Raw genomic sequence first — 13,561 nt, 5'->3', positions numbered from 1 at the left:
ATCACTGACGTAAGCCAGCTCATCGGGATTCTTTCACTTGCCGCCCACCTACAACACCAATGACTTTGGGTATACGACAGGGGCTGTGGCCTGGGTCACTGGCTATCAACCCGGAAACAGGCTTTTCAGATGCTGGCAGGCATCTTCGTAACTGCTGCGTTCAAACATGCCTTGCTGCAAAAAGATTTCCATTTGCGGATACAAAGCAATGGCCTTATCCAGTAATGGGTCACTACCGGCGGCATATGCACCGACGCTAACCAAATCGCGGTTACGTTGGAAACTGGCAAGCAGCTGTTTAAATTGGCGAACTTTGCTGTAGTGATTTTCATCTATCAGGGAGGTCATCGCACGGCTGATAGAAGCTTCAATATCAATGGCGGGGTAGTGGCCAGACTCAGCCAGACGGCGTGATAGCACCACATGCCCATCGAGAATGGCGCGAGCGGAGTCGGCAATGGGATCTTGCTGATCATCACCTTCAGTCAGTACCGTATAAAACGCCGTAATCGAGCCGCCGCCAGAGACGCCATTACCCGCTCGCTCAACCAGCGCCGGTAATTTGGCAAATACAGAGGGTGGATACCCTTTGGTGGCAGGCGGTTCGCCGATTGCCAGTGCTATCTCACGTTGGGCCATGGCGTAGCGGGTCAGGGAGTCCATTATCAGCAACACATGCTGACCGCGATCGCGGAAATCTTCTGCAATACGAGTGGCATAAGCCGCACCCTGCATACGCAGAAGTGGCGACACGTCAGCAGGGGCCGCGATGACCACGGAGCGGGCTCGCCCTTCGGCACCTAAAATATTCTCGATAAAATCTTTTACCTCACGGCCACGTTCACCAATCAAACCTACAACAATGACATCAGCTTGGGTGTAACGGGCCATCATGCCCAATAACACACTTTTCCCCACCCCAGAGCCCGCGAACAAGCCCATGCGCTGCCCACGGCCTACTGTCAGCAGAGCATTAATAGTGCGCACGCCAACATCCAATACTTGCTCAATTGCTGTGCGTTGTAATGGATTGATGGGCGGGGTAATCAACGGAGCCCGGTAGCCGGTTTCCGGCGCGGGTAAGCCATCAAGCGGCTTGGCGCTGCCGTCTAACACCCGGCCTAGTAACTCAGGGCCAAGTGGCAATTGTTTACTGGCGGAGGTTCCCCCCGTGGTGATGCGAGCATAAACTCGAGCACCGGGCACAATGCCTTCCACTTCTTCCAGTGGCATTAGGAACAGGCGCTGGCCGTTAAAACCGACCACTTCGCTCTCAACTTCTTGCACTTCACCGTTATCATGGCGTTCAATCAGACAAGTTGCGCCGAGGGGTAATTGTAGGCCAGTGGCCTCCAAAACCAGACCCGTGGCGCGCGTCAACCGCCCATAGCGACGGATGGTGGTTGATTGGCTAATGCGCTCTTCGAACTTATCTAAAGAGGTGAGCCAGCGGCCAAGGCGGGCGGTCATCATAATTCTCCCGGTGCTGCCAGACGGCACAACTCATGCCAGCGTGTCGCCAGGCTGGCATCTAAGTCGCCTTCTTCCGCACTGACTTTGCATCCACCTGGGTGAATTTGGCTATCACCCAATAAGCGCCAGCCGTGCAGACTCAAGGTCGACCCCAGGCGCTGTTCAACCACGGACAAGTCATTCGGGTTCACGCGCAATTGAGGTTTACCGGCAAACATGGGTTCTTGCTGAATCATTTGCTGGATTTGGGCCAGCAGCGCGGTGCCATCGCAAATTGCCGGTTGCCCCAGAATTTGTTTTGCCGCCGCCAATGCCATTTGCATTAACCTCGAAGCAATAACACTGTCCAGTGCGTCAAGGGTGTTCTGGAAATCATCGACCAGACTTTGCCAGTGTGCGGTGATTGGGGCCAATTGTTTTTCAGCATCTGCCAGAGCCTGCTGATGTCCTTCTTCCAAGCCGGTTTGGTAACCTTTATCCAGGCCTTCTTGCAACCCTTTGGCAAACCCTTGTTGGCGACCTTGCTTCTCGGCTTCAAGTTGCAGATTCATCAGTGCCTGCTGTTCGTCACCCTCTGTTGACGCAGCCTCTGCTCCTGGCTCATCAGTAAATAACACACTGATATCCGGCGGCGCAGTGGCAGCGGTGGGTTCAGATTGGCTGGCAAAGTCATTAAGTGACCAAGGCTGCCAGGGCAGGGCATTAATCCTATCAGACATAAATATCCTCGCCGCCGCCGATGACTATCTCGCCGCTTTCCGCCAAACGACGGACGATAAGCAAGATGGCTTTCTGCTCGTTTTCGACCAGTGACATTCGTACCGGGCCACGGGTGGCCAGGTCGTCGCGCAGGATTTCGGCTGCACGCAGTGACATATTGCTGAGGAAGCGCTCGCGCAGCGCCTGATCGGCACCTTTCAAGGCAATCAGCAGCGATTCGTTGTCGATCTCTTGCAGTAAACGCTGGATGCTGCGGTCGTCGACACTGACCAGATTCTCGAACAGGAACATTTCGTCGATGATTTTCTGTGCCAGTTCGCCGTCGTATTCGCGAACTGCATCCATGACAGTTTCTTCCTGCTGGGTTTTCATCAGGTTGATAATCTCGGCCGCAGTGCGGATACCGCCCATTTTGCTGCGTTTGAGGTTTTGGCCGTCGAGCAGGTTATTCAGCACTTCAGTCAATTCAGCCAACGCCGCTGGTTGAACACCGCCGAAGGTGGCAATACGTAACATGACATCGTTGCGCAGGCGCTCGTCGAACAGCGCCAGAATATCGGCTGCTTGAGCGCGTTTTAGATGAACCAGAATAGTGGCGATAATCTGCGGGTGTTCGTCGCGGATCAGGTCGGCCGCCATCTGCGGCTCCATAAAGTTGAGTGTTTCCATACCACTGGTGGTTTCGCGCGATTCCAGAATGTCTTCCAATAGACTGGATGCACGTTCCTCCCCCAATGCTTTTATTAGCACCGTGCGCAGATAATCGCTGGCATTCACACTCAGCGCCGCATATTGCTCAGCATCGTCTTCAAACTCAGCCAATACATCAATCAACTGTTGGTGAGAAACCTGACGCATACTCGCCATGGTGGTACTGAGTTGCTGTACTTCACGCGAGGAAAGGTGTTTAAACACCTCTGCCGCGTGGTCTTCACCCAGAGTCATCAGCATGATGGCGCTTTTTTCAGTTCCGGTCAGGCTCATTGGTCATTACTCATCCATTGACGGATAACCAGCGCGACAACACGTGGGTCTTTATCCGCTAGTTCGCGTATACGCTGGGCCTGAACTTCAGCACTCACTCGTTGCTGATTTTTCTTACGTTGGGCCAGCTCTTCTTTAGTTTGTTTCGCTGTTTCAGTAGCTTGCGCGGTCTGCACAATGTTATTGACCGATGCAGTTGCTTTATCTGCCACTTGTTTCTTATCAATCAGTGGGCGGACAAGTTTGCGCCATAAGACCCACGCCACCAGTAAGATGAGCAAGTAGCGACCAATATTAAGCAACTGATCAAAGAACGACGGTTGTTGCCAGAACGGCAGACTATTACCACTTCCATCGTCAGTGGCATTAAACGGTGTGTTCACCACATTTAACGTATCGCCACGAACCGTAGAGAAGCCCATGGCTTCGCGCGTCAGTGATTCCACTTGCGCCAATTGATCTTTGGTCAACGCGATAGGTTTACCCGCCTTATCGCTACCGTAATTGACGACTACCGCGACGGAAAGGCGCTGCACCATACCGGCTTGTTGCTGGGTGTGGCGAATAGTGCGGTCAACTTCGAAGTTGGTGGTTTGGTCATGACGGCTATTGCTTGAGGTTGCAGTCTGTTTGGCTGCGGTTGTGGTCGCTGGGCGATTCGCAGCATTGGCAGTATTCGCCGCTGCACCTGCTACAGGGGCGGCTTGGGGCACTTCAATCGGCGCGACTGGAGTCGCTGAGGGCTGATTGGACAATGCGCCAGGGACACCACCGACATTCGTTCCGCCCAGTTGTTCACTGGTGCTGACTTGTTGAGACCGTACCGCCCCTTGGTTGGCGGCCTGATTCGGTTTGTACTCTTCGTCGGTCTGCTCGCGGCTCGCAAAATCAACCTGTGCGGTGACTTGCGCGTGAATATTACCACTACCTACCATCGGGGCCAGGATAGTTTCAATACGGCGCTGGAAGCGGTTTTCAACTTCATTAGTAAATTTAAGTTGTGCCGCATTTAAGTCGCGGCCAGCGCTATCAGATTGAGTTAATAAGCGGCCAGTTTGGTCTACCACTGTCACATTTGCAGGTGGTAAACCCGCTACGCTGCTGGAAACCATGTAGACGATAGCGTTGATTTGACCATCGTCGAGCGCTCGGCCAGGTTGTAAGGCGAGGGTGACAGAGGCTGTTGGCGATTTTTGTTCACGAACAAACAGTGAGGGTTTCGGCATGGCCAAATGAACGCGCACATTCAGTACCGGACCCAGTGTGCCGATAGTTCGGGAGAGTTCGCCTTCTAATGCCCGTTGGTAGTTAACTTGTTCACTAAATTGGCTGATGCCAAATTTTTCCTGGTCCAGCAGTTCAAAACCGACCGCACCGCCTTTCGGTAAACCTTGTTGTGCCAGACGCAGACGGGTTTCGTGCACTTTATCTGCCGGAATCAACAACGCTCCGCCATTATCAGCAAAGCGATAGGGAATATTCAGTTGTGTTAATTGGGTGACGATATCGCCACCATCACGGTCACTCAGGTTGCTATAAAGGACGCGGTAATCCGGGCTTTTAGCCCATAGCATCAGCGCGACAATAATAGCAACGGCTGCTGCCGCCGCAATCAGCAGTGGGATTTTTGGGTTCGCGCGTAGGCGTGCCAGCGTTGTCGTAAAGGCATTCTCACGATTTTCACCGCCAGTTATCGAGGCATTCATACACGTCCTTGGCCAAGCTGAATAACGTTTGAGTTAGTATTTTTTGTGTAACTAATGTGTTGGAACAAAACAGACTCCCAAATGCTGTGAGCGATAAAGCATCAATAGCTGATATCCCCTTTTATGGGCACGCCATTATTTGCTGTAAGTGGGGAATTTGATGGCTCAATAAGCCGGTATTTTTGTGCCTATTTAGCCGCTTTAGCTCAAAAATGATGTGTTAGGGTGTCATCCTGAAAAAAGTAATACCTGCTTGATGACAAATAACCGCACTAAAGGACCTATTTGCCACGCAGTTATTGACCAACTGAAGCATTCTGGGGATGAGCATGTCTGTTCAAGGTATCGAAGGGGTTTTACAGCAGTTGCAGGTTACCGCATTGCAAGCATCTGGCTCAGCGAAAACGCTGCCAGCTGAGGCCGGTTTTGCCAGCGAGTTAAAAGCGGCTATCGGCAAAATCAGTGAAAACCAGCAGACTGCCCGTACTTTGGCGCAAAATTTTGAGCTAGGGGTGCCCGGTGTCGGTCTTAATGATGTGATGGTGAATATGCAGAAATCATCTGTCTCTTTACAGCTCGGGATTCAAGTGCGCAATAAGTTGGTAGCGGCTTATCAGGACGTGATGAATATGGGGGTTTAACAGGCCCTCTTGTTACCTAATAAAATAACTTGGGCTTTGAGCAATAATATGCCAGCCCAAGAAATATATTGCTCTTGTGATAATAGATTTCGCACCTCATAACAAACTCTCACTGTACATTTATGTAATAATTTGAAGCGGTATTTATCAATCAAATTAGTTTATATAGGTGGCTGCATGAGATGTTTTTTGACCATATTCCTCGTTTCTTTTCCAGTTATTACCATTGCTAGCGAACCTCCCTCTCTTTTGCCCATCCCAGCCATAATGAAAGTGTCAGAAGCAGTTTGCAGTAATCGATATGCCAAAAAAGAACGGATTGCATGTATGAAATTAGTCGATGTATCTATTATTAAGGCTTATTGGGTTGGGAAAATGAAAAACAGCTGTACTTCAAAATTTGGGAGCCCAAACCCGGCATGTATTAATATTAAAACACTGGCAAATGCTTTAGAGAGAATGAGCGGCCAGTATCTTGAGGAATAGGGTTGGATACTCATCATCTTTATTGGGTATGTTACACGATTTCTTCATGTGACAATGCCCATAAATACAGGGATGCGGTTGTGCCATAAGGTGTGTAACGGCGGCGATATTGTTCAAAACGTTCTCGCGTCAGTGTTTTATGGCGATATAAATTCATCATACCGCGGCGGATCGCCAAATCACCCCAACTGAGTATATCCGGGCGAGATAGTGAGGAAATAAGCAGCATTTCTGCTGTCCAAATACCCACACCATTAAGGCTCGATAGTTGGGTAATAACCTCATTATCTGGCAATTGAGAAATAGCCAATAAATCAAGTGAACCATTGAGCGCAGCATCCGCCGCACCTTTAATATACCCAGCTTTGCGCATGGTCATCCCACATCTTTGGATCGCTTCTATAGATGCCGCGGCAACCGTTAGCGGTGTTATATTGCCCAATAATATCACCAGGCGCGCATTGACAGTCAGTGCCGCTTTAACTGAAATTTGTTGGTCAACAATGTTTCTTATCAGCGCAGCAAACAAATCGGGTGATAATGGGCGGGCTATCATTCCTAGCCGATCAATAGCTGCTGCCATCTTTTTATCCCGCCGTTTAAGATGATTAATCTCTGTTTCACCATAGCTATAAAACATACCCGAGGATCCTATTGTGGTGCCAGCGCAAAGCTAAAGCATAGCGTTAATTCTTCGTGGCATACACTCCGTTTTTTGCATGCTATTTATTATTCACTACTAACGGCAAGGAGATGACTAAAGGCGCTGGAGTGTGGTTAAGCAGATTTATTGAAAGAGTCAGGAAGAAAGCGGTGAGTGAGTTAAAATAGAGTACCCACCGCTTAATAAGGAACGGTATCTATGTAGTTTCTGCTAATGAAACTTCCTGATGGCCAATTTTTTGCAGTAGAACTGAAATATCAACGTTATCCACTTTGTCTGCTTGCAAATGCGCCAGGGCATATTCATGCCAGATCCCGGATTGTAGGAATAAAATAAATAGCTCTTTGTCCAGATGATTCTCATTCACCATATTCAGCATGATATTTAGCGCTTCGGATAACAATTTTCCTGGTTTATAAGGGCGATCAGCTGCGGTCAATGCTTCAAATACATCGGCGATAGCCATCATCCTAACAGGAATACTCATCTGTTTATAAGTGAGTTGATAGGGATATCCCTTGCCGTCCATGCGCTCATGATGCCCACCTGCAATGGTAGGTACATTTGCCATTGTACGCGGGAAGGGTAGTTTTTTGAGCATCACAATGGTCTGCATAATGTGCTCATTTATTTTATAGCGGTCTTCTTCTGTCAATGTTCCACGCCGAATGCTGAGGTTATAAATCTCCCCTCGGTTATAGAGCAAAGTTGGTTCTGGGATTTTAAAATCATAATATTCTGGACGCTTGTTTTTATTATCACGATAAATAAGATGCTCTTTTTTATCGGCCAACATCGGTTCTTGTACTGGCAATGAAGCAGTGGGTTGTCGTGTTTTACGTTCCCGTTCTTCATGAGCAATCCCTGCTGTATCGTCTAATGTACGAGTCCAGCGATATTCGGCAATACGTTGTATACGCGCGATAGCTTCATCGGACATAAATTCACCACCGACATTGCAGTGAGCAATAAAGTAAAAATCATCATCCAATTGACTTAATTCAGTCGCCAATAATTGCTGCTCGGCCTCGTTGGTATTGAATTTGGCATGGCGACGCAAGAAGGCAATTTCTTTTTCACGTTTTAAGACCTCAAATCTCATCCTTATTTCATGGATGCGGTCATAGATTAATTCCAGTTTCGTTGATTTATCCACAACAAATTCTGGTGTCGTTATCTTGCCGCAGTCATGTAACCAGCATGCTGTATGCAGTTCTTCCCACTCATTTTCTGATAAACTAAAGTTGGCGAAAGGCCCCTCTTTGGTATTAACGGCGGCTCTGGCGAGCATTTCGGTTATTTCAGGCACTCTTTGACAATGCCCTCCGGTATATGCACTTTTAGCATCGATGGCGCCAGCAATAAGTTCTATGAAGGCATTGAGTAGATTTTTTTGCTCTTGTAATAATTGCTGTGTTTCTACTGAAACAGATAAGCTGCCGACCAGTGCATTAACTAACTGAATTTTCGAGCGCTCACGCTCTGCATTTAATTGATAAGGGTTGAATAGCAGCAAAAAGCCTAAGAGTTGCTTATCATGCGTTTTCATGGGTACAGCAACAAACCGCAAGGGTAAATAAGGTTGCAAAAAATCTTGTAATTGGCTGAATATATTTTCTTTATTTAGTGTGCCGGCAATAGTTTGCCCCTCCAGCACTGACTGGAAAGTGGCGAAGTTATTTTCTTTTATTTCTAATGGAGACATGTCTGCCACTGAGATATTTTCGCCATTCCAGCGGAATGCTGTTGGTGTGAAAACTCCATCATCTTTATTGGCAAGGAAGATAATCCCTCCCTTCATCGCTGCAATTTCAGTTGTTTCACTTAGCAGCCCCTGCATCTGACGAAAGAAGTTGTTTTCAGCCGTCAGCATATTGCCCATAGAAATAAACTGTTTCAGTGTCGATTTCATTTTTGACATTGATTTGTGTAGCTCATCCACTTCTTCAATCATCGAGTGTTCTGACTCACGTTCCTCAAAATGCAAGTGGCTTATGGCGTCGGCATCTTGGCGAAGACGAATAAGTGGGCTAGATATTTTTCGTGAGAAATACCAAACCAGTGGCAAGCTGAGCATCAATAGGATAAATGCAATAAAGGTTGAATGATTACGGATGGAATTCGCATCAGCAGTGAGGTAACTGGCTGGCGTGGCAATAACCAACTGATATTTGTTATCGCCATTATTGATATCAACAACTGAGCCGTACCAGCGTTTATTTTGTGCTTCAAACAGGATGCTGCGGTTGATATCACTTCCTTCCAGATTAGAGCGACTGTCTTGGGTATTCAACAATGTCTGTAATACCGGAACCTGTTTCTCTGAATTATCAACGGGGGCTGTATTCTCTTTAGTCTTAGGTAGACTCGCAATAACTTCACCACGGGAATTGATAATAATGGCTTGGCTACCCGGTGGAAGATTTTGTCTTATTAAAAACTGTGATAGCGAAGCCAGTGAAACATCTAACCCAATGACAGCCTGATTATTTTCAGACCGACGGCTATAGGTAAAACCCGCTTCACCGGTACCTTTGAAAATATAGATAGGGGAGGTGATGAGTGTCGGGCTTGCCGAGGCCAGAATAAACCAATCCCGCCTTCTGGGGTCATAGTTATCATTATCACGTGGCATAACAGCTATTACCTGCTGCTTTTCGTTGAGATATATAAACCTTTTTTCTGGGATGCTATCGAGAAAACGGTTACTTTGAACCATCCATTCGGCCCCTGCTGGAGCATGAAATAATACACGATTAGCGTCTGTCAGACGCCGTAGCATAAATAAATCACCATTAGGATAGGCACTATAAACGGCACTGGCATAGTCATTCTGTTTCAAAATTTCAATGAATTTACCGACGAAAGCCATTCGCTGTTCCAGTGTCGATAATTCTGTGATTTGCATACTGGCAAGGATGTTAACAGACATCATCATGGGGCGAGTTACCGCCTCCAATTCTGCCGCAATGGCCTCTCCGGTTTTTTGATATTGCCTATTGGTGCTAATTTCAGTCAATTTAGTCAGTTGGCTATGACCGAAAATAATAATGACGGTTCCGATTGAGACAATCAGCAAAGTAAAGAGAGCTGCAATCTGGATATGCAATGGATAGCGACTTTTTAGTCCGAACAGATTACTGGGCATTATCGTCACCCCGAGAGATTATTATTTAATCAACTTTAATCATAGAATGTACTCAGGTATGTGACATATTTCCCTTTTTTTCAGTGGCTTATAATTAATTGTATGATTATAAAGACTTTTGTTTATATTAACTCTACATGGCTGGAGGAAAAAACTAGTGACAGAGTTAAATATAATGTTTTAACGCGCAGAATATCTAAAAGCAGTATTTAGCAGTACGGATGATTATCGGTAAAAGAGGTGGGGTATCTGAATAGAGATGTGATGGCATGGGTTAGCAAAATAAGCAAACCATATAGAAGATGGCTCCACTAGAGACTAAACAAGTTCATATCGACTTAAATTAGGTTTAAATAACTATGATAGCTTACCGGGGGGGGATCATTGTCGTGGGGTTGTAAGCGATGATGCCCGCGTATGGCCGTCGGCGCAAATCCAAAACGTTTACGAAAACGTTCTGCAAAACGTGAGGCACTTTCATAACCCACCTGACTGGCAATTAATGAAATAGGCCAATCAGTACCTTGCAATAAACGTAGCGCGCTGGTCATGCGTACATCAATCATCAAATCACGTAATAGTATATTTTCGGCCGCTAATTTTCGCCGTAATACGACTTCACTCATTGCCATATGATCGGCAACTTCTGCCGCAGACCATATTTTATGTGGATCAATGGCCAGGCAGCGCCGTACCTTTTCACTTAATGAATGGCTATCATTGAGTCTAAATTTAACGCCGCGCTGAGCCAGCCATAGTAACAGTTCAAGCATGCGGTGCCTGACGATACTTGGGGGAATATCACCAGAGTCAGATATTGCTTTAAATATATTCCCAAATGTATTAATAAATTCAGGGGCTAAATCCCGCACAGGCAATACTCCTGAAATAGCCCCAAGACCGGCTGATGCAGGATGATTGGCAAAGGTGGCTATCAGGCGAGGGTCACAGCGGAGTTGATGGCTAAAAAATAACCCCTCATCAGATAAGCCATTAATTACATCAATCGTTTGGCCGCTACTGACTGCAACTATTTCACCTGTTCGAATAATGCACTCTTGATTATCCCAGCGAATGATTTTATGCCCACGATTGACCATAATGAGCAAGGGATGCTCAATATAGACTGAGGTGAGTAGTAGCTCTGTGTGTTGAATAACATGTGCAGAGCTACCCACTCCGGGGCAAAAATTAATTGTACGTTCCATCGATATTCATTTCGCAATTTTGGCCTGAGAATATCTTTACGCTTTGAATAGCCGACTAGCAACTTATTTTAATAGAAAATTTACAGTAACTGACTATTTTAGCGAAAAGTATTAAGAGTGAGAATAATAGCCAGTTAGATATGAGTAATTGTTACTGTCAATATAATCCCATGTTAAAAATAATGACCATAAAAATTGATTGTCATGTTAATAATTGCAATTGCATGCGACTATTCAGTAACAAATCGATATTTTATAATTTCTCTTGCTAGAGATTACTGTGTTTCACCTAGTAGTAATGCATGGTCAGGAAACTGGCCGTAAGTATTATTAACAGCCTGCTGCCTTGTGGATTGCCCAACCAGCTCACTTAATGCATCAAGACGCAGTTGCAATAAACGCTTAATCTCGATTTCATTATCTAAAATTACTCTTAATTTCTCCCGTAATAACTCTTGTAGTACGAGCGATGAGCAGGAAGAAATAGTGATGTTAGCGGTTTTTTCAACCGCTTTAAGGTAAGTCATTTCGAGATCAACCAGCGCATCCCAATTGCCCTCGGTCGCCAGCATTAACATTTGCTCGCTGAGGGTCAGGATTTGTTGATAATCGGACAAAAGGTGCTGGTGACGTTCCATTAAATGGGGTCCTAATCAGGTTGATAATTGGGGCCAATTTGCCGCCAGGCATCCGCAATATTTTCGAGCAAAGCGAGCACTTCGGTAATTGCCTGTTCGTCATTATGCAAGTTGGCATGCAGCAAGCGCCGCGACATATAGTCATATAAAGCTGACAAGTTCTGCGCCAGCTCACCGCCTTTTTCCATATCAAGGCCTGCACTCAGCCCATTATTAATAATGTTAATGGCCTTGGATAATGCAGCGCCTTTACCTGAACTTTCCCCCTGACTCATTAATATTCTTGCACGAATCAGGGCGCTTTGCGCCCCGTCGAACAACATCATTATCAATTGATGAGGGCTGGCATTCATTACACCACTTTCCAACCCGACTTTTTGATAAGCCTGGGCACCTGATTGGCTGTACATAGCTATCCTTATGAACTGAATTGCTGTGTCAAGAAACTGGCAGTACTTTTCATTGACGTCATCATTTTATCTAATTGAGTAAATTGCGTTTTATAGCGCTCAATGGTGGCAGTGATACTGGCTGTAGTTGCTGTAACCTGAGTATCCAGATTTTTTAATGACTTACTGATACCGTCGGTGGCACTTTTTAGTGTGCCTTTGCTGCTATCAAGAGCTGTATTCAGTAAATTGTCCATCTGGGTCGCAAAACCCGTTTTTTCACCATCACCAACAAAGAAACTAGTCACGCCATTAGGCTTATCTTTCAGTGCTGCATCCAGTTTGGTTGAGTCGATAACCAGTTTGCCATTAAGATCTTGTGTAATCCCGATACTGGCCAGTGTTTTTACTTCGCCGGGTTGTGATGAGGCCAACTGACTTTTTAACTGGGTTTGGATATTACGTAATGTCCCATCGCCGACCAATGCACCATTACTGGCTGATTGATCTTTACCTTGTTCAACCGCTGTATATTTAGTTAAAGAGGCAAAAGTCGTTTGCAATGAGTTATAGGCGTCAACAAAACTTTGGACCGCAGCTTTGGTGGCAGTCGCATCGCGGGTAATGCTCAATTGTTCTGGTTCAGCTGTTTTGGTCAAAGCTTTCAAGGTTAATGTCACACCTTGAGGAGCATCGGTGATGGTGTTGCTCTGACGGACGATTGATACGCCATTTACGGTCAATTTTGCATCTTCAGCAGCGACTTTTTGCGTCATGCCGCCACTACCACCAGTGCTGCTTGGTGTATAGTTTAGGAAATCATTTAGCTTATCATCACCTGTGACACTGACAGTCATTTCTGATTGGGTACCAGTATCTTTCGAGGTTAATGCCAGATAATAAGTATTATCATCGGCTTTCATGATACTGGCGCTAATTCCAGTTTCCTGTTTATTGATTGCATCACGCATTCCAGTCAGAGATGTTTGCTCACTGGTCAGAGTTATTTCTGTTGGCTTTGTTTTGCCGGGCTGGGTAATAGTGATAGTGCGGGTGGCATTATCGTTGCCTAACTTGTCCGCGCTATTCGGCACTTCTTTGGACAGCAGTGATTGAGCTTTAGCCAAGTTGGCGACTTCAATACTGTAGTTGCCAGCACTGGCCGCGCTGTCAGTCACTGCGCTGAATGCTGTATTGGTGCTACTGACCGCAGTGCTGGTCAATGTATCTGCTTTCTTTAGGGCTGCCGATGCCGTTTCAACTTTGGCTAACGCACTTTGTAATACACTAAATGCGGTCAGCTTGGCTTTATAGCTAGTCTGTTGCGTAGTTAACGGCGTCAGGCGAGTTTGCTCCGCTGCGGATAACTGTGACAATAGTGTATTCAAATCCATTCCAGAACCGGTGCCCAATGCACTGATACTTGCCATGTCTAATCCTTAATATTCAAGTGTCGTTACCATGGTTATCGGCAAAGGATAGAAAAAGTTTACACATAAAATAT

General features: G+C 46.3%; 12 protein-coding genes. 2 read left to right on the top strand and 10 right to left on the bottom strand.

All coding sequences use genetic code 11. From position 1 onward, the window contains the following. Positions 1 to 105 precede the first annotated feature (105 nt). The 4 genes from fliI to fliF are packed head-to-tail and all read right to left on the bottom strand — an operon-like array spanning position 106 to position 4,883. Positions 106 to 1,470 (bottom strand): flagellar protein export ATPase FliI, encoded by a 1,365-nt coding sequence (gene fliI / locus F0T03_RS12885; RefSeq protein WP_145555934.1) that lies wholly within the window; start codon positions 1,468 to 1,470, stop codon positions 106 to 108. Then, complete coding sequence (fliH, locus tag F0T03_RS12880; RefSeq protein ID WP_145555927.1) at positions 1,470 to 2,192, bottom strand: flagellar assembly protein FliH; 723 nt, start codon at positions 2,190 to 2,192, stop codon at positions 1,470 to 1,472. The genes fliI and fliH overlap by 1 nt, the downstream gene beginning before the upstream one ends. Then, positions 2,185 to 3,177 carry a flagellar motor switch protein FliG gene (gene fliG / locus F0T03_RS12875; protein ID WP_042545662.1) on the bottom strand — a complete coding sequence of 331 codons (993 nt, stop codon included), beginning with the start codon at positions 3,175 to 3,177 and terminating at the stop codon, positions 2,185 to 2,187. The genes fliH and fliG overlap by 8 nt, the downstream gene beginning before the upstream one ends. Then, positions 3,174 to 4,883 carry a flagellar basal-body MS-ring/collar protein FliF gene (gene fliF, locus F0T03_RS12870; RefSeq protein ID WP_159678771.1) on the bottom strand — a complete coding sequence of 570 codons (1,710 nt, stop codon included), beginning with the start codon at positions 4,881 to 4,883 and terminating at the stop codon, positions 3,174 to 3,176. The genes fliG and fliF overlap by 4 nt, the downstream gene beginning before the upstream one ends. 329 nt (positions 4,884 to 5,212) lie before the next feature. Here fliF and fliE point away from each other — a divergent pair, with 329 nt between their 5' ends. Further along, entirely contained in the window at positions 5,213 to 5,524 is a 312-nt protein-coding gene (gene fliE / locus F0T03_RS12865; protein WP_050075385.1) for a flagellar hook-basal body complex protein FliE, read from the top strand. A gap of 327 nt (positions 5,525 to 5,851) precedes the next feature. Beyond that, positions 5,852 to 6,010, top strand: a complete 159-nt coding sequence (locus tag F0T03_RS12860; RefSeq protein WP_246169896.1) for a hypothetical protein — start codon at positions 5,852 to 5,854, stop codon at positions 6,008 to 6,010. A 31-nt stretch (positions 6,011 to 6,041) separates the two neighbouring features. Here F0T03_RS12860 and F0T03_RS12855 read toward each other — a convergent pair whose 3' ends face one another. The 6 genes from F0T03_RS12855 to fliD all read right to left on the bottom strand — a co-directional run bounded on the left by F0T03_RS12855 (position 6,042) and on the right by fliD (position 13,487). Then, positions 6,042 to 6,650, bottom strand: a complete 609-nt coding sequence (locus tag F0T03_RS12855) for a DNA-3-methyladenine glycosylase family protein (RefSeq protein ID WP_159678769.1) — start codon at positions 6,648 to 6,650, stop codon at positions 6,042 to 6,044. A gap of 220 nt (positions 6,651 to 6,870) precedes the next feature. After that, on the bottom strand, positions 6,871 to 9,822 hold the full coding sequence (locus tag F0T03_RS12850) for an HD domain-containing phosphohydrolase (RefSeq protein WP_159678767.1): 2,952 nt from the start codon (positions 9,820 to 9,822) through the stop codon (positions 6,871 to 6,873). A gap of 338 nt (positions 9,823 to 10,160) precedes the next feature. Then, entirely contained in the window at positions 10,161 to 11,030 is an 870-nt protein-coding gene (locus F0T03_RS12845) for a helix-turn-helix transcriptional regulator (RefSeq protein WP_145555931.1), read from the bottom strand. Between the two features lie 275 nt (positions 11,031 to 11,305). Beyond that, on the bottom strand, positions 11,306 to 11,668 hold the full coding sequence (gene fliT, locus F0T03_RS12840) for a flagella biosynthesis regulatory protein FliT (RefSeq protein ID WP_145562761.1): 363 nt from the start codon (positions 11,666 to 11,668) through the stop codon (positions 11,306 to 11,308). An 11-nt stretch (positions 11,669 to 11,679) separates the two neighbouring features. Beyond that, a complete protein-coding gene (gene fliS / locus F0T03_RS12835; protein ID WP_145553697.1) occupies positions 11,680 to 12,078 on the bottom strand; it encodes a flagellar export chaperone FliS in 399 nt (132 codons plus the stop codon). An 8-nt stretch (positions 12,079 to 12,086) separates the two neighbouring features. Further along, the gene (gene fliD, locus F0T03_RS12830) at positions 12,087 to 13,487 is read right to left on the bottom strand and encodes a flagellar filament capping protein FliD (protein ID WP_145553699.1); all 1,401 of its coding nucleotides are present in this window, start codon (positions 13,485 to 13,487) and stop codon (positions 12,087 to 12,089) included. Positions 13,488 to 13,561 lie beyond the last annotated feature (74 nt).

It is taken from the genome of Yersinia canariae (genome assembly GCF_009831415.1).
Taxonomy (GTDB): Bacteria; Pseudomonadota; Gammaproteobacteria; order Enterobacterales; family Enterobacteriaceae; genus Yersinia; species Yersinia canariae.
This window is presented reverse-complemented; position numbering and strand designations above follow the sequence as displayed.

Coding starts and splice junctions, on each gene's coding strand:
- fliI (WP_145555934.1), bottom strand. CDS start 1,470: ATGACCGCCCGCCTTGGCCGCTGGCTCACCTCTTTAGATAAGTTCGAA.
- fliH (WP_145555927.1), bottom strand. CDS start 2,192: ATGTCTGATAGGATTAATGCCCTGCCCTGGCAGCCTTGGTCACTTAAT.
- fliG (WP_042545662.1), bottom strand. CDS start 3,177: ATGAGCCTGACCGGAACTGAAAAAAGCGCCATCATGCTGATGACTCTG.
- fliF (WP_159678771.1), bottom strand. CDS start 4,883: ATGAATGCCTCGATAACTGGCGGTGAAAATCGTGAGAATGCCTTTACG.
- fliE (WP_050075385.1), top strand. CDS start 5,213: ATGTCTGTTCAAGGTATCGAAGGGGTTTTACAGCAGTTGCAGGTTACC.
- F0T03_RS12860 (WP_246169896.1), top strand. CDS start 5,852: ATGAAATTAGTCGATGTATCTATTATTAAGGCTTATTGGGTTGGGAAA.
- F0T03_RS12855 (WP_159678769.1), bottom strand. CDS start 6,650: ATGTTTTATAGCTATGGTGAAACAGAGATTAATCATCTTAAACGGCGG.
- F0T03_RS12850 (WP_159678767.1), bottom strand. CDS start 9,822: ATGCCCAGTAATCTGTTCGGACTAAAAAGTCGCTATCCATTGCATATC.
- F0T03_RS12845 (WP_145555931.1), bottom strand. CDS start 11,030: ATGGAACGTACAATTAATTTTTGCCCCGGAGTGGGTAGCTCTGCACAT.
- fliT (WP_145562761.1), bottom strand. CDS start 11,668: ATGGAACGTCACCAGCACCTTTTGTCCGATTATCAACAAATCCTGACC.
- fliS (WP_145553697.1), bottom strand. CDS start 12,078: ATGTACAGCCAATCAGGTGCCCAGGCTTATCAAAAAGTCGGGTTGGAA.
- fliD (WP_145553699.1), bottom strand. CDS start 13,487: ATGGCAAGTATCAGTGCATTGGGCACCGGTTCTGGAATGGATTTGAAT.